The following is an 18,278-nucleotide window of genomic DNA, read 5'->3' as shown; positions in this document are numbered from 1 at the left end:
GGTCGGGACCTTTATGGGGATGAGGTCAGAGCCTCGGAGAAATCACCAATCTCTGCTCAGGGCTCCCCGGCACGCTCTTTTTCCCGCAAGCGACGCGTTGTATTGCGACGCCGGGCTTGGGCCTGCTGATCCGCTGTCAAGGCTGGCTCACACCGGATTACGCTATGTACCAGACGGGCTGAATTGATCGTGAGGCACCCTGTGCACGCGGTGAAGTTCGACTAACCTATTCAGAGGTCACTATTTGGAACAAGCAATCAGGGAAGAAATTACCATGAAACAGTCATACACTTTCGCCGCGCTGGCAGCCTTGGCCTTCAGTGTTCCATTGACAGCAGATGCTGCACGGAACGGATTTCGAACGGAACCCATAAACGCCACTGATTTTGAGGTCATCCCCCGCGGCGACATGCGTACCGAAGGCTATTGGTGCGCGGCCGCAGATTTTGCGCGCCGAACCTTGGGATTGGGCTGGACGGACCGGATTTACGTGCTGCGGGGGTACGGGCCCAGTGTCACAACCGGTCGCAGAACAGCGGTTCAGTTTTCCATCAAGCAACCTCAAACGGTTGATGTGCAACCAAGCAGCTTTGTCTCGTTCGGGTTTCAGCCTGGCAACAGTGAATCTGTACAAGGTGCGAATGCACGGTGTAATTATCGACCGTTCTTCAACGACTGACAAACGCGCAGGATAGTCACGATGCAGACCGAGTTCGTTTTGCACACCCATGGACCGGGGCTGTACGAATTCACGTCCGACGTTCTGCAATGGCTTGAACGGGTGGCGAAAGATGGGGTCTTGACCCTGTTCGTTCGCCACACTTCCTGCTCATTGCTGATCCAGGAAAACGCGGACCCCGAAGTTCAAACAGATCTTCAGGCGTTCTTCGAACGGCTGGTTCCACCGTCAGACAACCCTGCCATGTCCTATCTGCGGCACACCTATGAAGGCCCGGACGATATGCCTGCGCATATCAAGGCCGCGCTCTTGCCGGTTTCGCTGACGATCCCGGTGTCACAGGGACGGCCTGTTCTTGGAACATGGCAAGGTATTTACCTGTTTGAACACCGCACTGCGCCGCATCAAAGGAAGGTTGCGGCGTATTTGGCCTGACCCACTATTTAGCGGTTTGAATTTCCGACTACCCAAACCCTAGCGGCTGCCCTATAGTTGTGGATAAGTAAGCCGCAGCGCTTACAAAAAGAGGCCGAACATGGGACGAGGAGACGGCGGATGCGCTGCCCGTTTTGCGGAAATATCGACACTCAGGTGAAAGATTCACGCCCGGCAGAGGACCACGTGGCAATCCGCCGACGCCGGTTCTGTCCGGCCTGTGGCGGACGGTTCACGACCTACGAACGTGTGCAACTGCGTGATCTGGTTGTCATAAAGACCAATGGTAAACGCGAAGATTTCGATCGCGACAAGCTGGAGCGTTCGATCCGTATCTCGATGCAGAAACGCCCCGTTGATCCCGAACGGATCGATCAGATGATTTCGGGCATCGTGCGCCGTCTGGAAAGCATGGGCGATACGGATATCCCGTCCAACAAGATCGGTGAGATCGTTATGGAAGCTCTGGCGCGGATCGACACTGTCGCCTATGTTCGCTTTGCGAGTGTGTACAAGAATTTCCAGGCGGCCGATGATTTCGAGGAGTTCGTCCACGAACTGCGCCCGCCGCAGCCTTCGACTGACGAGTGAACGAAACAGATAAGCGATTCATGGCGCTTGCCCTGTCTTTGGGGCGGCGCGGTCAGGGGACGTGCTGGCCGAACCCCGCTGTGGGGTGTGTCATCGTTCGTGATGACCGGATCATTGGGCGGGGCTGGACACAGCCGGGTGGCCGCCCTCATGCCGAGACCGAAGCCTTGGCTCAGGCCGGGCAGGGTGCGCGTGGTGCGACCGCCTATGTAACTCTGGAACCCTGTGCCCATCACGGCAAAACGCCACCCTGCGCCGAGGCCTTGATTGCGGCAGGTGTCTCCCGCGTTGTGGCCGCTGTCGAAGACAGCGATCCGCGCGTGGCCGGGCAGGGTTTTGCCATGTTGCGCGAGGCGGGGATTGACGTTGTAACTGGCGTTCTTGCGCAACAGGCAGAACGGGATCTGGAAGGCTTTTTCCTCAAGACTGAACAAGGCCGGCCTTTTGTGACGCTGAAGATGGCCAGCAGTTTTGACGGGCGTATCGCAACCTCGACAGGGCACAGTCAATGGATCACCGGACCGCAGGCACGTCGTGTGGTCCATGCCATGCGCGCACGTCACGATGCGGTTATGGTCGGGGCAGGGACGGCGCGCGCCGACGACCCCTCGCTGACCGTTCGGGATCTTGGCGTTGAGCATCAACCCGTCCGCGTCGTGGTGTCCCGCCATATGGATATTCCTCTGATGGGCCAGCTGGCGCGCTCGGCCTCAAAGATACCTGTCTGGCTCTGCCATGCGCATCACCCGGATGCCGAACGTGCACAGGCGTGGGAGGGATTGGGGGCAAAGCTGATCCCCTGTGCGTTGAAAGATCATCATATCGATGCGGTGGATCTGCTTCAGCAACTGGGTCAGGCCGGTTTGACCAGTGTCTTCTGCGAAGGCGGGGCCGCGCTTGCGGCCTCGCTGCTGGCCGAAGATCTGGTGGACGAGCTGATCGGGTTCACTGCTGGCTTAACCATCGGGGCCGAGGGCCTGGCCGCGGTCGGGACACTAGGTCTGGAAACGCTGGAGGCCGCCCCCAGGTTCGAATTGATCGAGACGCAGGCGGTCGGCGGGGATGTATTGCACCGTTGGCGCAGAGCGTCGGAATAACGTCAACGCCAAAGATGAGCGTGCGTTGCGAACACGCCCTGAAGCTTTGACAGAAACCGGTTGAACGGACCGGACGGTGCCGAATACCCCAGCGCCAAGCGTTCAACAGCCACTTCGACAGGGCAGGGTTGTCTGGTGATCGGATCGAAATAGCGTGGATAGTCAATCAAGGTGGCGTGCACCAAACCCATCAGCGACGGCCGTGCACCTCGCCTGACGGGGACGGCATCCAGATCGGTGGTCAGACCCCATCCCGCATAGAAGGGCGCGCCCAGGGTCGTGACCTTCACCCCGCGCAACAATGCCTCGAAACCCAATAGCGATGTCATCGTCCAAACCTCGTCCACCTGCGTCAGCAGCGAGGCTGGGTCAGTTCGGGTCACGACAAGGTCCGCAAGTGACTCTGCGTCTATCTGGCCATCCCGCAACCCGGCTTCGACATCAGGGTGCGGTTTGTAGATCAGGATTGCATCGGGGTTGGCTTCGCGCGCCGTTTTCAGCAAGTCCAGATTGCTGCGCACCGCGTTGGTGCCCAGCAGGATCGAGGCGTCATCTTCAACCTGTCCGGGCACCAGAATTCGGTGCCCATGGGGCAGAACAGGCGCGGATTGGCCTGTGTTGTATTTGCTCAAACCATCGGCCAGCAATCTCTCAACAAGCCGTTCAGCGCGCAATTCCTGATCCGGGCGCAATGTTGCACGCTCGCTGATCAGGTTTTCCAACTGGCTGGGCTTTGTGGGGTCATTGTAGATGCCGATTTCGTCGGTTACCAGGGATAGGGGGGGAACAAGCGCAGCCCCAAGTCCGCGGGAACGCAAAAAACCGTCTTCCACACGAACGGCCCCTTCGCTGTCGCGCGCCTGACTGGCCCAGACCATGTGCGGGCGATCCGAGGCATCAGGCTGTGTGGCCGTAAAGCGCAACTTGCCATGCCGCCCGAAAATCTGTTGCATGTGCCTGCGTTTCCACAGACGCATACCGGCAGCCGTCCAACCGCGCCTGTCCTGCCGCCATGCGCGGGTCTGCGCCTCCAAAATGTCCAGAACCGTTTCCAGTTCGCAGAGCTGATCGCGAAAGGGGTCGTACCAGGTCGGGTAAAGCAGCATCGCGGCCGCGAACAGTTGCGCGCGGGTCAGGTTGCGCTGTCGGCGTTGGACTGGGAATTCATCCTGAGTCAGGCCCCAGCCGGCATAGAACGGTTGGCCGAAAACGCGCGGTTTGTGACCGGCCAGGATTGCTTCAAAGCCCAGCTGCGAGGAAACGGTATAAACCGCAACGGCACCCTCAAGCAGGGGCCAGGGGCTGATCGATTTGTCAAACCACGTGACCCGGTCTGACAGGTCCTGATCGATCAAATGCCCCTGACGATGACCTGCCATCGTTTCTGGATGTGTCTTGATCAGAATGCGCGCGCCTGGGTTTTCCTCCTGCGCGACCACGAGCATTTCAAGAAAACGGGCACGATCGGCACCGCTTGCCGAGACGGCGGCATCGCCAACCGTCTGGTCGATGATCAGTACATAGCCGGGGTCAGGTGCGGCAAGATCGGGGTCAAACGCGGAATACTTGCTGAGGTGCAATTCCCTGACCCGCTCCACCGCCGCGCGTGCGCGGTTCAGCAGCGCGGTGTCGTCCAAGGGGTCACTGTTCAGCAGCTTCTCAAGGTCGGAAGGTTCTGCCGCATCGAAATGCGGGCCTGAACGGTCCAGCAAAAGACCCAAGGGCGGTTCACCGGCGCGCCCCGGGTGCAGAGACCTGAGAAAGGCATCCTCGACCCGCAGAACGGGTGCACGGTGTTTTTCGGCGATGCGCAGGCCCCGATACGCGGTCGGGCTGTTGCCCCATATGCCCACGCAATCGCCATCATTGGGAAGACCCAGACGAATGTCATATCCGGCAAGCGTCAGAATCCGTCTCAGGCGTTTTTGCGTAAGAAACCCGCCGTTGTAGACGAACAGCCGGGTGCGCTCGGCCCCGGCTGCGCTGTCCGGATCAGGTACCATGCATCAGTTGCCGGTCAGCGTGGCGACGTTTGCGATGGGGGTCAGACCACCAGCGATCAGCGAGATCGATTTGCTCCACTGTGCATAGGGTGCTTCGGTCACATAAATCGTATCATCGTCGCGGATCACGAAATCCCGCGCGATGAACAGGCCGTTGGGGGCCGTCAGGTTCAGCAGGTAGATCATGCGTTGATCCCCCTTCAGGTCGGCGCGTCCGGTGATGCTGCGCGCGATGTCCTGACGCTCTTTTCGCAGAATGAAAATGCCGGTTGGATCAGAGGACAGTGTTAGCAGACCACCGACCTGAGCCAGTGCTTCCAAGGCGGTAAGGTCCTGACTGTCAAAGGCCACGCGAGACTGACCCCCGGTCGCGCCGAGAGCTATGTATGATCTGCTGTCTTCTTCCACCAAAATGCGGTCGCCGCCACGCAAAGCGACGTCCAGTTTCGGGTTGCGGAAAAGATCTTCGTACCAGACGGTGCCCTTTTGATCCCCTCGGATCAATGTCACCAGTGCGATATCCGACGCTACTGAGACCCCGCCCGCCTTGGACAGCATGCCAAGCAGGGAACGGGTTGGGCGTTCGATCGGATAGATGCCGGGGGTTGCGACTGTACCCGTCAGCGAGACGGTGGAACCGTCACCCGCAACACGCCGCACTTCGATCTGTGGGTCGGGTGTCTGTTCCCGCAGCTTGTTCGTAATCAAAACGCGAAGCTGTTCGGGCGTGTTGCCCGCGGCCCGAATCCGACCCGCATAGGGGACGAAAATGAAACCATCGCTGTCGACCTGAACTTCGTCCAGAATGGTCGCCGCACCGGTTTCGCCGGACAGCAACCCGTCGTCCACGTTTTCCCATATGGTCAGGCCCAGCACGTCACCGGGGCGGACAGTGTCGGCGGTCAAGGCCTGGGCGCTGCTGAACGAGGACGAAAAGCCAAACTGAGGCACGGCGGATGCAAGGCGTGTCACGCGGTCATCGACTTCGACGACAAACGCGTTGCCGCCATTCTGGACTGCGCCCGCCAGAATTTCGGTCTTGTTCGGCCCGGATTTCGGAAGTTGGCAGGCCGCCATCAAGCCGATTGCGGCCACAAGGGAAACCCCCCGCATCCATCGCTTAGGAGAGAATTGCACTGCCGGATATCCTCAGTCTTTTGTTGTTGCGGGAAGATTAGCCAAGAAGCAGCTCAACTTCCAGTCACAGGGCGCCCGAATTGCTCGACGATTTTCAACTGTGGCGTCGGTGCCTCGTTCTTGTTCAGAAGGGCCTGATAAGGGTCACTGCTGCTGAGCATCATGTCCACGGCGCGGCGCAGCAACTGCCGCCTGCCGCGCCGGGAATAAAACCCGCCCGGAACCTGGCTGGTTTCCAGCAGGAATTGCCGGTAACAGCGATAGGCGTCGACATCCGGCGCGTCTGGTTCGGCAAAAAATGCGGCGATCGACTGCTTTGATACGAAGTCGGTCTTGTCATAAACCGAACGTCCGAAAATACGCAGCGGAATACCCCGCCACAAGACCTGCTGCCCCGCAGTGGAATTCACGGTGACGGCCGAGTTCGCCTCATCCAGCAAACCTGCCAGTTTTCCGCCGGGGACATAGTGAACACGGTTCTGCACCCCGTGTTTCCTGGCAATCTCCATGGCGCGAAGGTGCAATGGTTCACGGTGGTTTTCCAAAGGGTGCTCTTTTACAACCAGCCTGTGATGCGCCGGTGCGCCTTGCGCGAATCCTGCGATGACCAGTTCCAGAAAATCGGACATGCAAGAGAATTCGGAATGGGCCTGAACCGAACTGTCATGCCCCAGTTGCAGCAACACGAGGTGATAGGGGAAGCCCCCCCATCTGACGCGCGCCGTGGCAATGCTGCGTTGCAGGCGATGAACAGGCATCAGCATCAGGCGTTTGAAATACAACCGGAATTCCTGTGAAACCGACAGATCACGATGAGGCCGGAAATTGCGGTATCCCTTGTTCAGGAACATGACGAACCAATGATAGAGGGCGCCGTAGAATATGTGTTGCCGCATATCCCCCCAATGCGATGGTGGCGGGGGCGTTTTGCTGTCCGACCGGGCCAGAGCCTGCCGCATCTGGTCGACATTCAGTGACATCAGGCGCGAGTGCCCGTTTGACCCGTTCCGCTCGTACGTAACCCACCAAGGCCGCAGGTAACCTTCTTCGAAAACGTGAATTGTCAGCCCTTGAGACTTCGCAATCTCAACTGCGCGGGCGTGGACCGGTCTCGTGTCGCCATAAAGAACGATATCCGTGACGCCCTTGTCGGCAATCAACCTGTTCAATGTCTCGGGCCAATCGTCGGGCCTGTTCCGGAATGCGATGAAACTTGCCTTGTCGAACCAGAACGCCTGATCCCCCGCATTGAACCCAACCCGCCAGACCTGTGCCCCCGTGGCACGCAACATCCGCCCGAGTGTCGAGAAAAACGGCCCGTGAGGTCCCTGAAGAAACAGGAAGACCCGTTTGTCTGAGCCTGAAGGCATTTGCGGCATCTGGACGGCTCTTTTGGTATTTGTTGCCGAAACTATGCCCGTTTGGGTCTTGTACGGCAAGGCGGGGCTTGCCCGCGCGGCCCATTGGGCTTACCTCGACGGTGAATAGCAGGCACAGGTTAGGAACTGAGGGTTAACGGAATGTTCACAGGGATCGTCACCGACATCGGCACCGTCACCGAGCTGGAACAGCAGGGGGATCTGCGCGCCCGGATCAAGACGGCCTATGACACGGCCGGTATCGATATCGGAGCCTCGATTGCCAGTGATGGTGTGTGCCTGACGGTGATCGCGCTGGGCGACGATTGGTATGATGTTCAGATCAGCGCCGAGACGGTTTCGAAGACCAATCTTGACACCTGGGCCGTCGGAAAACGCGTCAATCTGGAGCGAGCGCTGAAAGTCGGTGATGAACTGGGCGGTCACATCGTTTCGGGTCATGTGGATGGTGTGGCCGAAGTGGTCGCGGTCGAGGATGAAGGCGACAGCACGCGTGTCACCTTGCGCGCACCGAAGGAACTGGCCCGGTTCATAGCGCCCAAAGGGTCGGTTGCGTTGAACGGGACATCGCTGACGGTCAATGACGTGAATGATTGCGAGTTTGGCATCAATTTCATCCCTCACACCAAGGAAGTCACGACCTGGGGCGATGTGGGTGTGGGCGATCACGTCAATCTTGAGATCGATACGCTGGCCCGGTACGTCGCGCGTCTGGCCGAGATGTCCTGATACGTCGCGTCGGAAAGCACCTGCGCCGTTTGTGGACTGGTCTTTGCGCCCTCAGTGGTCTATTCCGCCGAGCAAACCTGCCATGTGAAAGGCTGCCCCATGAGCTTTGAAACCCCCGGACCGGTCGAGGCCCAGTTGCGTGACGCGATCAGCCCGATCGAAGAAATCATCGAAGAAGCGCGCGCAGGCCGGATGTACATTCTGGTCGATCACGAAGATCGTGAAAACGAAGGCGATCTGGTGATTCCGGCCGAGTTTGCGGATGCCGAGGCGATCAACTTCATGGCCACCCACGGGCGCGGTCTGATCTGTTTGCCGATGACGGCGGAACGGATAGATGCGCTGGGGCTGCCGATGATGGCCGTGAACAACTCGTCCCGGCACGAGACGGCTTTCACCGTATCGATTGAGGCGCGCGAAGGTGTCAGCACCGGGATTTCAGCCGCCGACCGGGCGCTGACCGTGGCGACCGCAATAAATGAACAGAATACGATGGCGCATATCGCCACCCCAGGCCATGTCTTTCCGTTGCGGGCAAAGCGGGGCGGGGTGCTGGTGCGCGCAGGCCATACCGAGGCCGCCGTGGATATCTCGCGTCTTGCCGGGCTGAACCCGTCAGGCGTGATCTGCGAGATCATGAATGAAGACGGAACCATGGCGCGCCTGCCGGATCTGGTCGAGTTCGCCAAAAAGCACAACATGAAAATCGGCACGATCAGCGATCTGATCAGCTATCGGTCGCGCAATGACAATCTGGTTGTCGAGACTTCTCGTCAAACAGTCACCTCGGAATACGGCGGTGAGTGGGAAATGCGGATCTTCACCGATCAGACCCACGGCATTGAACATGTTGTCATGATCAAAGGTGACATCACCACGCCCGAGCCCGTTCTGACGCGCACGCACGCCCTGCACGAAGCGCCGGATATCCTGGGGCTTGGTCCGAAATCATCGCGCGAGTTGCCGCGCGCGATGGAAAAGATCGCCGAAGAGGGCCGCGGCGTGGTCTGCCTGTTCCGCCAGCCGCGCAACTCGTTGTATGCGGTCGAAGATGAAGGCCCGCGCACCATCAAGCAAACCGGTCTGGGGGCGCAGATCCTGTCTAAGATGGGGATTCAGGAACTGGTGCTTCTGACCGACTCTCCTGAAACGGTGTATCTTGGGCTGGACGCGTTTGGCCTGTCCATCGTCGGCACCCGCTCGATTCTGAAGGAAGACTGAACATGGCTGAACAAGACAAACACGGAATTCTGCCGACACCCAGCTTCGACAAGCCGGTGAAACTGCTGATCGTGGCGGCTCCGTTCTACCGCTCGATCGCCGACAACCTGATTGCGGGTGCCACGGCCGAGATCGAAGCGGCTGGCGGCACCTGCGAAGTGGTCGAAGTGCCCGGCGCGCTGGAAATTCCCACGGCCATCGCCATGGCCGACCGACAGTGCAACTTTGACGGCTATGTCGCGCTTGGCTGCGTCATCCGCGGTGAGACCACGCATTACGAAACCGTCTGCAACGACTCCAGCCGCGCGATCCAGCTGCTGGGCCTACAGGGGCTGTGCATCGGCAACGGCATCCTGACGGTCGAGAATGACGAGCAGGCCGAAGTCCGCGCCAACCCCGAAAAGATGAATAAAGGGGGCGGCGCGGCCGCTGCGGCCTTGCATCTGATCGCGCTCAGCCGTAAGTGGGGCGCTTCGAAAAAGGGCGTCGGATTCAAGCCGCCGTCCGAGTCCATCCTGGTGGCGGGCGACAGCAACGGATCAACGACAGCATGACCCAGACAGACACGCCGAAACCGGCAAACCGGAAACGCCTGATGAAATCCGCAGCGCGGCTTTATGCCGTGCAGGCGCTGTTCCAGATGGAACAGTCGGGCCAGACGACCGAGCAGGTGGTCAACGAGTTTCTGGACCACCGGTTCGGCGCGGTCTACGAGGGCGACGAGATGCTCGAGGGCGACAGCACGCTGTTCCGCAAGCTGGTGGATGACGCGGTGAACTATCAGGCGCCGATCGACCAGATGACCGACCGCGCGCTGGTGGCGAAATGGCCGATCGCGCGCATCGACCCGACCCTGCGCGCGCTGTTTCGCGCGGCGGGTGCGGAACTGACCCAAAGCGGCACACCGCCCAAGGTGGTGATCACCGAGTTTGTCGATGTGGCACGTGCATTTTTCCCTGAGGGTAAGGAACCAAAATTCGTCAATGCCGTGCTGGATCACATGGCGCGCGAGGCCCAGCCCGAGGCGTTCTGACACGTTTACCTGAACCAGACATGCGCTAGCATTGTTTTCGAAGCGCAAGGAGGTTCGCCATGCCCAAACTGATCCGCCTGTATATCACGCAAGTCGCCTGGGGTTTTGTCATTTCGGCCGTGTTTGTCGGGGTGCTCTTGGCGCTGAACGTCGCGAACCTTCGGCATCTGATCACCGGGTCGGAAATCGGCCTGATAGCGTTGGTGATGATCTGGTTCATGAACGGCATCGTCTTTGCCGGCGTTCAGTTCGCGTACAAGATCATGAGCATGGCGGAAAAGCCGCAGGGGCCGCGTCGGGGAACACCGGTCGCACACAGCTTCGAGCCGGCAACCGTGAAACAGGAAGCCCACGCAGGGCGCTGATATTTCAGGGAAAGTGCGGCGGGACCACCAGTCAACCGTGCGGTTTGATTCCCGAGGACCTGTATGTACAGGTGGGCGCCGGGTAATCAGGCCAGGACCTGAACAGAGCCAGCCCCCTCGGAATTGCTTAAGGCCACCAGAATGCTACCTGTCACAAGAAGGGCAGAACCCGCCACGCGCTTAAGTAGGGTGTCTGACGGGTTCGCGCAAGAGGTCAGGCGTCAACAGTTTCGTGCAATGCCACACGCAACTTGCCGAAATGTTCATCCCATCCTTTGTCCAGGGCCAGGATCAGATCAAATGCTGCGACGCCTTGCGGCAATCCTTCGTGCACAAGCTCAAGACGTGTGCCGCCCGAGACCGGCTCCAATGTCCATTTGACCACGCTGACAGCGTCTCCCATCGGTTTGACGGTGAAGGTGTGTTCAAGATATTTTGGGGGGCGGGCGACACGGACCTCTCCCCAGATCAGCAAGTCGCCGCTTGTCGTGCCGAACATCTCAAGCTTCTGACCTTCTGCCAGTGTTCTTTCAGGTTTGTGGAACCATTCCGCCAAATGCTCAGGTTCCGTCAGATATGCCCAAACGGTTTCCGGTTCCGCCCTGAGGAAAATCGATTTCTTCAATACGGCATCAGTCATTTTGTTTCCTTTCAATGGCTTCCTTGAGAGAGTTGAGGCGATCGTCCCAGAACTGGTCAAAATAGCTGAGCCAGTCGAGCACCGGGGCCATACCCTGTGGTTCAAGTCGATTGATGCGTTCCCGGCCGCGCGCTTCGACTGTGATCAACCCACCGTCGGACAGAATCGTCAGGTGTTTTTTGACCGCAGCGCGGGTCATGTCGAACCGGTCCGTCAACTGCCCGATCGTCATGTCCTGTGACGAGAGCAGTCGCACGATGTTCCGGCGTGTGGGATCGGCCAGCGCGCGAAACGCGTTTTGAGTTTGGTTCTCCATAAGCAACCCCAGAAATAGTACCTTTTGGCGTCATATGAATGTAATACCAAAAGGTACTATGTCAAGACGCAAAGGCGCTTTACTTTTGTTCGCTAATTGTTCACATTTTCAGCTATGACTTTGGATCTGCAACCTGGACAGAGACTGGCACGTGGCGTCGCGCGGCATCTTGCGGCCCATGGCTTTGTTTCTGTGGAGGAATTCGTACCTGCGCGCGGGTTGCGCGTTGACGTGATGGGGCTGGGGCCAAAGGGTGAGTTGTGGGTGATTGAATGCAAATCCAGCCGTGCCGATTATCAGTCGGATTCGAAATGGCAGGGCTATTTGGAATGGTGTGACCGCTTCTTTTGGGCCGTCGATACAGAATTCCCGACCGATCTGTTGCCTGATGAAACAGGCCTGATCATCGCCGATGCCTATGATGCGGAAATCGTGCGCATGGCGCCCGAGGACAAAATCGCACCGGCGCGGCGCAAGAAGATGATCCAGAAATTTGCAACGGATGCCGCGCGCCGTTTGCACGCGCTTCGGGATCCCAGGCTGTAAGGTCAACCTTTGACGGCAAGGGCGGCTTGTACCGCAGCACGAATTTCGTCGGCGATTTCTGCTGCTTCTTCCGGGTCAAAATCCATCGGTATTTCGATGCCGTCAGCTTCGATGAACAGTCGGACCATACCCTGATCGGTCGGACCGATTTGCAGGTTTGCCTGAATGTCGCGTTCGGTATTGATGCCCATCTGTGCCTCCGAGACTGAGCGTTCCTGCTAGCGCGCACGGGGTTGAGAATCAAGTCACCTTTGCGGTCAGATGAGATATGGAAGACGCCGTTCTCAGACCCTTTCACCCCGATGACGCCGCGTGGCTGGTTGAACAGCACGGTCTGCTTTATGCGCGCGACGAAGGGTTTGATGACAGCTTTGCGCCCCTAGTGGCCAGCATCCTTGACGACTTCATGGCCAACAGTGACCCCGAGCTTGAAAGAGGCTGGATCGCCGAGCAGGACGGGCAGCGTCTGGGCAGTATTTTCTGCGTTGCTGTTGACCGGAATACCGCCAAGTTGCGGCTGTTTCTGCTTGTCCCGCAAGCACGAGGGCTGGGGCTGGGAAAGCGCCTGTTGCAAGCATGCACTGCCTTCGCACGCGGGGCAGGATACAAAGAAATGGTTCTGTGGACGCACGAAAGCCATACCGCCGCCTGCGCACTTTACAAGGCGTCCGGCTGGGAATTGACAGACAGCAAAGCGGTGCATTCCTTCGGTGTCGATCTTGTCGAACAAAGCTGGAAATTTCGGCTTTAATGCTCTTGCATTCCGCGGGCGTGTTCGGTACATCGCCCCTCACGAGTGCCGCCTTAGCTCAGTTGGTTAGAGCGCTGGATTGTGGATCCAGAGGTCCCCTGTTCAAGCCAGGGAGGCGGTACCACTTCTCCCCTTTTGAATGTGCTGTAAAGCGCGCGGGCGCGCGGTGATTGGCGTTGATTTGGTTTGGTGTCCAGACGTGACTGGCGCGCCGAAACTCAGCGCGCCAGGTTCAGTTTGAACCGCATCTTGGCCCGTTTTGCGACCGGCAGGTGCCGGTTCAGGCGTTTATTGATCAGGCCAAAGCCCCCGACAATCACCAGCGTCAGCAGGATGAAATAGAACGCCAGTATCGGGTATGGGATGAACGGGTTGAACGTCTTGTCTGCAAAGTAACTGGCGTAATACAGGGCGTCTCCGCGTTGCTGCCATGCCGGGAAGGCTGAAAAGAAGACCAGCGTTGTTGCGTGGAAAAGAAAGATCGCTTCGTTTGTGTAGGCAGGCCAGGCAAGCCGCAACATGGTGGGCCAGACGATCCGGCGAAAACGGGCCCAGCCTGACATGCCATAGGCATCTGCGGCTTCGATATCGCCCTTGGGAATGGATCTTAGCGCTCCGTAAAAGATCTCGCCTGAATAGGCGGCAGTGTTGAGGAACAGCACGATCAGCGCCCCCAGCCAGGCTGAGGTGAAGGCGTCGAACATCGGGTTGGATTTCTTCAGCGACAGGAACAGGAAATAGGCGAAGAAAAACTGGATAAACAAGGGCGAGCCGCGAAACAGGAAAATGAACCATTCCGAAGGCTTGCGAAGCCATTTGTTTGCTGACGCCTTGCCGACGGCCAGGGCCGTGGCCAGAAAAAAGCCGGTCGCCAGCGCCATGATCCCGAAATAGACATTCCAGATCATCCCCGACCCGATCAGCGTGAACTGTTCGCACAGGGTGAAGTCACTTTTGGGCAGTAGTCGCTCGCCGATACCCAGGGACCGCAGGCCGTAATCTTGAATCGTCTGCAAGCAGCTCATGCCGTGGTCTCCTTGCGCAGAAGCTCACCGCCGGACGTGGCCTGCCCGTGGGACAGTTTCCGCATCAGCTTTTCAAGCCCAAGTTCAGATACGCGCGTCATGCCGAGGTAGAAGACAAGCAGGAACAGGAAGTACCACATGCGCCAGTCGCCATGCGGATACTGGGTGAACTTGGACGTCTTGGTGCCGCCAAGTTCGCGGGCCCAATAAACGATGTCTTCGATCCCCAGCAGGAACAGCAGCGGAGTGGCCTTGATGAGAACCATCCAAAGATTCGACAGGCCGGGCAGGGCATAGACCCACATCTGCGGCACAAGGATGCGCCAGAAGGTCTGGCGACGGGACATGCCATATGCTTCGGCAGTTTCAAGCTGCGCGTGGGGCACGGCGCGCATTCCCCCAAACAGAACGTTTGCCGCAAACGCGCCGAAAACAATCGAGAAGGTAACGACGGCCAGGAAAAAGCCGTAGGTTTCATGCACCCATTCCGGTGCGGTCCCCAATGGCAGCTTGGCCGCCTGACAGACGATAAAGTCATTTCCCTGCCGGATCGGGTCGGTCCATTCGCGGCACAATATCTTGTGCCGCGTCCATTCGAATGCCTGATCCAAAGCTATCACGAAAAACAGGAAGAAAGCGATGTCCGGAACACCACGCACGATGGCAATATACCCTTTGCCCAGCCAGCTCAGGGGCGGGAAATGTGATCGGGCGGCCATTGCGCCAACAAAACCAAACGCCAATGCGACCGGCGCGGTCACCGCCAGCAATCCCAACACCTTGAGGAACGACAGGTAGAAGGACCAGTGCACGCCGTTGGTCAGGTAGCAGGAGAACCAGCGGAACGTTCCAAGCGTGTCAGGGTCAGCGCAATAGGAAAACATGAAGCGTCTTTCGAGCGTCGTACCCGGTTATTCCACCGGGCAGGGTTCGGCGCGATGGACGCGCCGAACCGCTTGATACGGATTAGTTTGTAACGACCGAACCGTCAGCGTTGTAGGTCGGAACGCCTTCGCCGAACCACTTGATGATCAGTTCGTTCAACGAACCGTCCGCTTTCATTGAGGTGATCGCCTCGTCGAACTTTCCGCGCAGTTCGCCATCCGACTCACGGATGCCCAGCCCGATGCCACCGCCCAGCGGAACGTCATCACCCACGAAGACCAGCTCTCCGGCGGATTCCTCAACGATCGGCACCAGGAAGTCCTTGTCGGCAAACACGGCATCGGCTTCACCGTTGCGGACGGCTGCGATGGTTTCTTCCGGAGTTGCAAACTCGACCAGAGTCGCGCCCGACTCGGCTACGTGGCCTGCCTGAATGGTGGCGGTCTGTGCGGCAACGACGCCGGTGGTGACATCAACATCCGCAGACGCACCGACATAGGCCGAGGCCGCAGGCGGGAAGTAGTTCTGGGTGAAGTCGATGACTTCGTCACGTTCGTCGGTGATCGACATACCCGCGATGATGGTGTCGTAGTTGCCCGAGACCAGGTTCGGAATGATCGAATCCCAGTCGTTCTTGACCCATTCACATTCCAGGTTTGCGCGCTTGCACAGTTCGTCGCCGACTTCACGCTCAAAGCCGTCGATTTCGCCCGCATCATTGATGAAGTTGTACGGAGGGTAGGCGCCCTCGGTTCCCATGCGGACCGTGTCGGCCATGGCGATACCGGCGGTCAGCGCCAGTGCGGCAGTGGACAGAATCAGATTTTTCATTGGTTGCTCCCCAGTTTGGTTCTGTTTTTGAAGTTAAGCCGCCTGAGTGGCGGAGAGAAAACCCCGAAGCCGTTCGGATTCAGGAGATGTGAAGATATCTTCGGGCGTGCCTTCTTCCTCGATCAGGCCCTGGTGCAGGAACACCACGTGGCTTGAAATGTCGGCGGCCATTTTCATGTCATGCGTCACGATGATCATGGTACGCCCTTCGGCGGCCAGGTCCTTGATCACCTTGATCACTTCCTGCTCCAGTTCAGGGTCCAAAGCCGAAGTCGGTTCATCAAACAGCAGGGCTTCGGGTTCCATGCACAGGCCGCGGGCGATGGCGGCGCGCTGTTGCTGCCCGCCGGACAATTGCGCCGGATAGGCGTCGCATTTGTCGCCGATGCCAACCTTATCCAGATACTTGCGCGCGCTCTCTTCCACCTCGGCCCTGTCGCGCCCCAGAACGGTCACGGGGGCTTCCATCACATTTTGCAGGATGGTCATATGCGCCCAAAGATTGAACTGTTGAAACACCATCGACAGGTTGGTGCGTATGCGCAGAACCTGTTTGGAGTCGGCGGGGCGGCGCCCGTGGCTTTCCCCGGACCATTTCACAGGCTCACCCTTGAAAAGGATTTCTCCTTGCTGGCTGTCTTCCAGAAGATTGCAGCATCGCAGAAGCGTCGACTTGCCGGACCCGGACGACCCAATCAGTGATACCACGTCACCGCGATGTGCCGTGATATCGACCCCCTTCAACACTTCAAGATTTCCGAAGCTTTTGTGAAGGTCTTTGATTTCGATAACGGGTGCAGTTTCTGTCACGGGCAGTCCAGTGGTTGGTGGTGTTGGTCCGGTACTAGGACCGAAAAAAAAGGTCAATGCAATGTGCAAATGACAGAATCAAGCGGAGAAACACCCAAATTGGCCAAAATCAGTCGACAAATTGGGCAGTCGTTGATCCGCCGTCTTTGGGGGGCGCTGGAGTGGGGACAGCCAAGTAGTGCGCCGCGGGAATATCGATCAACCCGCGTATATGCAGCAATCGTTGATCGTCGTCGCAAAGCTGGTCAATCGCGGCCCGAACAGCGCCTGCAACGACCTGCGGATTCTGACCCATCGATGTGATGTAGGGCAGGGTCGGAGTCGGAGTCGTTCTTGCCAGTTCGCGCAGTTTGGTCCCCAAATTGCTATGTTGTTGCAGCATCAGCCACGTCAGCATGTCCAGTGCGGCAAAGTCCGCTTTGCCATCTGCGACGGCTTGGGCAGACAGCGCATGCCCGCCGGTTTCCAACAGTCCGGCGGGGTGCAGGTTTGCTTGGGTCATATGTGTGATCGGGGCTGCCCAGCCGGATTGGGACAGGCTCTCATTATACGCGAACACGCCTGTGCTCAGCCCCGCCAGATCCCGGTCGTCGTCATTCCGAGACACAAAGACCGAGCAATAGTATCCGGGGGGACATCCGGGCAGGCCATAGTCCGGGGTGCCAACCAGTTGCACGTGACCATGCAATCGGGTTCGAAACGGCATGCCACAGGTTTGTGCCAGAATCAGTTTTGGGTCCCGCCAGACCGTCCACACGTCTTTGTCGCGGGTAAGGTGTTCCGGGCCTGATCCAAGTTGGGCGCGAATCAGGTTCCATAACCTGTCATTGGCGGCTTGCAGGGCAGGCATGTCATACATGCCCAGCATGGCAATCACGATTTTGCAGCCTTTTGCCGTGCCAAAGCGGAATCCACGTCACTTACGCCTAGAAGACTGACCACCAGACGCAGCAGCGAATCTTCCTCGCTTGTGCGGTGCCCATCGGCCAACGCCACGGACCACAGTGCCTGAACGACCGCAAGCCGATCTTCATAGGCAACCGCCTCTTTGATGGCTCGGGTAAAGCGGACGGTGTCCGGGGCCTCGGCCTCAAGATCTTCAGCGCGGGCGCGCAGGGCGGCGCTTTCGAACGGCGACAGGCCATAGCGTTGCGCCGAAATTCGGTCGATACGGGCCATTTCGGTATCGGAATAGTCATTGTCGGACCGTGCCAGACGCACCAGCAGGGCCGTCAGGGCTAGGCGGGCGTCATCGTCGACAAGAGGATCGGGCTGAGGCTGCGTGAGCCTGGAAAGAAATTCACTGAACATGCGTTAGATATAGCGAGCGACTAACTCACATCCAAGCGGCTTTGAACGCGTTCACGCGCAGCCTTGCTGTCGTTAAAGCTCAACCCCATGGCAACGCGGGCTTCCTCGACGATTTTCACCTCGCCTTCGTCGGTGTTTCCATCTGCCAGGACAACTTCCCATAGCGCATCCAGAGCGGCCAGGCGTTCCTTCAGATCCGTGGTCTCACGGATCAGCTTGCCGAAGGTATCGGTATCCGGTGCTGCCGCGTGAAGCTTTTCGCATGTGGCGCGCACCTTGGCTGCTTCGATCGCGTTGTGCTGGTAAAGACGGGCCAGGATTTTGTCGATCAGGCGGATCTCTTCCAGCTTGTAGTCCCGATCAGCCTGCGCCACGCGCACCATGAGCGCCCCCAGAGCAAGTTCGGCATCCGGGTCCGGAAGATGTTCATGCTGGGGCGGTCTGAGCGCCTGAAGGAACTTTTTCAACATGGCAATAGATTATTCCATATTTTG

24 protein-coding genes and 1 tRNA gene are annotated in these 18,278 nt (G+C 58.6%); 12 read left to right on the top strand and 13 right to left on the bottom strand.

Annotated elements, in window-relative coordinates; all coding sequences use genetic code 11:
- Positions 1-274: 274 nt before the first annotated feature.
- From GOW56_RS19265 to ribD, 4 genes are all read left to right on the top strand, one after another.
- On the top strand, positions 275-679 hold the full coding sequence (locus tag GOW56_RS19265; protein WP_171206900.1) for a hypothetical protein: 405 nt from the start codon (positions 275-277) through the stop codon (positions 677-679).
- A gap of 21 nt (positions 680-700) precedes the next feature.
- Positions 701-1,114 (top strand): secondary thiamine-phosphate synthase enzyme YjbQ, encoded by a 414-nt coding sequence (locus tag GOW56_RS19260; protein ID WP_171206899.1) that lies wholly within the window; start codon positions 701-703, stop codon positions 1,112-1,114.
- 120 nt (positions 1,115-1,234) lie between these two features.
- Positions 1,235-1,705, top strand: a complete 471-nt coding sequence (nrdR, locus tag GOW56_RS19255) for a transcriptional regulator NrdR (RefSeq protein ID WP_117869416.1) — start codon at positions 1,235-1,237, stop codon at positions 1,703-1,705.
- A complete protein-coding gene (gene ribD, locus GOW56_RS19250) occupies positions 1,702-2,802 on the top strand; it encodes a bifunctional diaminohydroxyphosphoribosylaminopyrimidine deaminase/5-amino-6-(5-phosphoribosylamino)uracil reductase RibD (protein WP_171206898.1) in 1,101 nt (366 codons plus the stop codon). Before nrdR ends, ribD begins: the two co-directional genes overlap by 4 nt.
- Positions 2,803-2,804: 2 nt before the next feature.
- Here ribD and GOW56_RS19245 read toward each other — a convergent pair whose 3' ends face one another.
- Genes GOW56_RS19245 through GOW56_RS19235 form a run of 3 tightly spaced genes read right to left on the bottom strand, consistent with a single transcriptional unit; the run spans position 2,805 to position 7,321 of the window.
- Positions 2,805-4,805 carry a capsular polysaccharide biosynthesis protein gene (locus GOW56_RS19245; RefSeq protein WP_171206897.1) on the bottom strand — a complete coding sequence of 667 codons (2,001 nt, stop codon included), beginning with the start codon at positions 4,803-4,805 and terminating at the stop codon, positions 2,805-2,807.
- A 3-nt stretch (positions 4,806-4,808) separates the two neighbouring features.
- Positions 4,809-5,942: a polysaccharide biosynthesis/export family protein gene (locus tag GOW56_RS19240; RefSeq protein ID WP_152457552.1), complete on the bottom strand. Its 1,134-nt coding sequence runs from the start codon at positions 5,940-5,942 to the stop codon at positions 4,809-4,811.
- Positions 5,943-5,995: 53 nt separating this feature from the next.
- On the bottom strand, positions 5,996-7,321 hold the full coding sequence (locus GOW56_RS19235; RefSeq protein WP_171206896.1) for a capsule biosynthesis protein: 1,326 nt from the start codon (positions 7,319-7,321) through the stop codon (positions 5,996-5,998).
- Between the two features lie 141 nt (positions 7,322-7,462).
- Here GOW56_RS19235 and GOW56_RS19225 point away from each other — a divergent pair, with 141 nt between their 5' ends.
- The 5 genes from GOW56_RS19225 (at position 7,463) to GOW56_RS19205 (ending at position 10,669) form a co-directional block, all read left to right on the top strand.
- On the top strand, positions 7,463-8,050 hold the full coding sequence (locus tag GOW56_RS19225) for a riboflavin synthase (RefSeq protein WP_171206895.1): 588 nt from the start codon (positions 7,463-7,465) through the stop codon (positions 8,048-8,050).
- A gap of 99 nt (positions 8,051-8,149) precedes the next feature.
- A complete protein-coding gene (ribB, locus tag GOW56_RS19220) occupies positions 8,150-9,271 on the top strand; it encodes a 3,4-dihydroxy-2-butanone-4-phosphate synthase (RefSeq protein ID WP_171206894.1) in 1,122 nt (373 codons plus the stop codon).
- A gap of 2 nt (positions 9,272-9,273) precedes the next feature.
- Positions 9,274-9,825, top strand: a complete 552-nt coding sequence (locus GOW56_RS19215; protein WP_171206893.1) for a 6,7-dimethyl-8-ribityllumazine synthase — start codon at positions 9,274-9,276, stop codon at positions 9,823-9,825.
- Positions 9,822-10,304: a transcription antitermination factor NusB gene (gene nusB, locus GOW56_RS19210; protein WP_171119535.1), complete on the top strand. Its 483-nt coding sequence runs from the start codon at positions 9,822-9,824 to the stop codon at positions 10,302-10,304. The genes GOW56_RS19215 and nusB overlap by 4 nt, the downstream gene beginning before the upstream one ends.
- A 59-nt stretch (positions 10,305-10,363) precedes the next feature.
- On the top strand, positions 10,364-10,669 hold the full coding sequence (locus GOW56_RS19205; RefSeq protein WP_171170548.1) for a hypothetical protein: 306 nt from the start codon (positions 10,364-10,366) through the stop codon (positions 10,667-10,669).
- Between the two features lie 214 nt (positions 10,670-10,883).
- Here GOW56_RS19205 and GOW56_RS19200 read toward each other — a convergent pair whose 3' ends face one another.
- Both GOW56_RS19200 and GOW56_RS19195 read right to left on the bottom strand, forming a co-directional pair.
- Positions 10,884-11,309 (bottom strand): SRPBCC domain-containing protein, encoded by a 426-nt coding sequence (locus GOW56_RS19200; RefSeq protein ID WP_171170550.1) that lies wholly within the window; start codon positions 11,307-11,309, stop codon positions 10,884-10,886.
- The gene (locus GOW56_RS19195; RefSeq protein WP_152457560.1) at positions 11,302-11,625 is read right to left on the bottom strand and encodes a helix-turn-helix transcriptional regulator; all 324 of its coding nucleotides are present in this window, start codon (positions 11,623-11,625) and stop codon (positions 11,302-11,304) included. Before GOW56_RS19195 ends, GOW56_RS19200 begins: the two co-directional genes overlap by 8 nt.
- A 114-nt stretch (positions 11,626-11,739) precedes the next feature.
- Between GOW56_RS19195 and GOW56_RS19190 the strand changes: the two genes are divergently transcribed.
- Positions 11,740-12,171 carry an MmcB family DNA repair protein gene (locus GOW56_RS19190; RefSeq protein WP_152457561.1) on the top strand — a complete coding sequence of 144 codons (432 nt, stop codon included), beginning with the start codon at positions 11,740-11,742 and terminating at the stop codon, positions 12,169-12,171.
- A gap of 2 nt (positions 12,172-12,173) precedes the next feature.
- Here the strand turns inward: GOW56_RS19190 and GOW56_RS19185 are convergent, their stop codons facing one another.
- Positions 12,174-12,362 carry a DUF6324 family protein gene (locus GOW56_RS19185; RefSeq protein ID WP_171206892.1) on the bottom strand — a complete coding sequence of 63 codons (189 nt, stop codon included), beginning with the start codon at positions 12,360-12,362 and terminating at the stop codon, positions 12,174-12,176.
- Between the two features lie 77 nt (positions 12,363-12,439).
- Between GOW56_RS19185 and GOW56_RS19180 the strand changes: the two genes are divergently transcribed.
- Both GOW56_RS19180 and GOW56_RS19175 read left to right on the top strand, forming a co-directional pair.
- Positions 12,440-12,922: a GNAT family N-acetyltransferase gene (locus tag GOW56_RS19180; RefSeq protein WP_171206891.1), complete on the top strand. Its 483-nt coding sequence runs from the start codon at positions 12,440-12,442 to the stop codon at positions 12,920-12,922.
- A 47-nt stretch (positions 12,923-12,969) separates the two neighbouring features.
- A tRNA-His gene (locus GOW56_RS19175) sits at positions 12,970-13,046 on the top strand.
- Between the two features lie 94 nt (positions 13,047-13,140).
- Here GOW56_RS19175 and GOW56_RS19170 read toward each other — a convergent pair.
- From GOW56_RS19170 to GOW56_RS19140, 7 genes are all read right to left on the bottom strand, one after another.
- Positions 13,141-13,947, bottom strand: coding sequence for an ABC transporter permease (locus tag GOW56_RS19170; protein ID WP_152457564.1), 807 nt, complete (start codon positions 13,945-13,947; stop codon positions 13,141-13,143).
- Positions 13,944-14,831, bottom strand: coding sequence for an ABC transporter permease (locus GOW56_RS19165; protein ID WP_171206890.1), 888 nt, complete (start codon positions 14,829-14,831; stop codon positions 13,944-13,946). Before GOW56_RS19165 ends, GOW56_RS19170 begins: the two co-directional genes overlap by 4 nt.
- An 82-nt stretch (positions 14,832-14,913) precedes the next feature.
- Positions 14,914-15,663, bottom strand: a complete 750-nt coding sequence (locus GOW56_RS19160; RefSeq protein WP_171170557.1) for a transporter substrate-binding domain-containing protein — start codon at positions 15,661-15,663, stop codon at positions 14,914-14,916.
- Between the two features lie 33 nt (positions 15,664-15,696).
- A complete protein-coding gene (locus GOW56_RS19155) occupies positions 15,697-16,473 on the bottom strand; it encodes an ABC transporter ATP-binding protein (protein WP_152457567.1) in 777 nt (258 codons plus the stop codon).
- A 109-nt stretch (positions 16,474-16,582) separates the two neighbouring features.
- Positions 16,583-17,341, bottom strand: a complete 759-nt coding sequence (locus GOW56_RS19150) for a phosphate/phosphite/phosphonate ABC transporter substrate-binding protein (RefSeq protein ID WP_174831921.1) — start codon at positions 17,339-17,341, stop codon at positions 16,583-16,585.
- A gap of 5 nt (positions 17,342-17,346) precedes the next feature.
- Positions 17,347-17,784 carry a TerB family tellurite resistance protein gene (locus GOW56_RS19145; protein ID WP_171119546.1) on the bottom strand — a complete coding sequence of 146 codons (438 nt, stop codon included), beginning with the start codon at positions 17,782-17,784 and terminating at the stop codon, positions 17,347-17,349.
- 20 nt (positions 17,785-17,804) lie between these two features.
- Positions 17,805-18,254, bottom strand: coding sequence for a TerB family tellurite resistance protein (locus GOW56_RS19140; RefSeq protein WP_152457570.1), 450 nt, complete (start codon positions 18,252-18,254; stop codon positions 17,805-17,807).
- Between the last annotated feature and the right edge of the window lie 24 nt (positions 18,255-18,278).

This window comes from Ruegeria sp. HKCCA0235A, from assembly GCF_013033235.1.
Lineage (GTDB): Bacteria > Pseudomonadota > Alphaproteobacteria > Rhodobacterales > Rhodobacteraceae > Ruegeria.
Note: the sequence above shows the minus strand (reverse complement) of the source record. Positions and strands in the feature narration are given on the sequence as shown.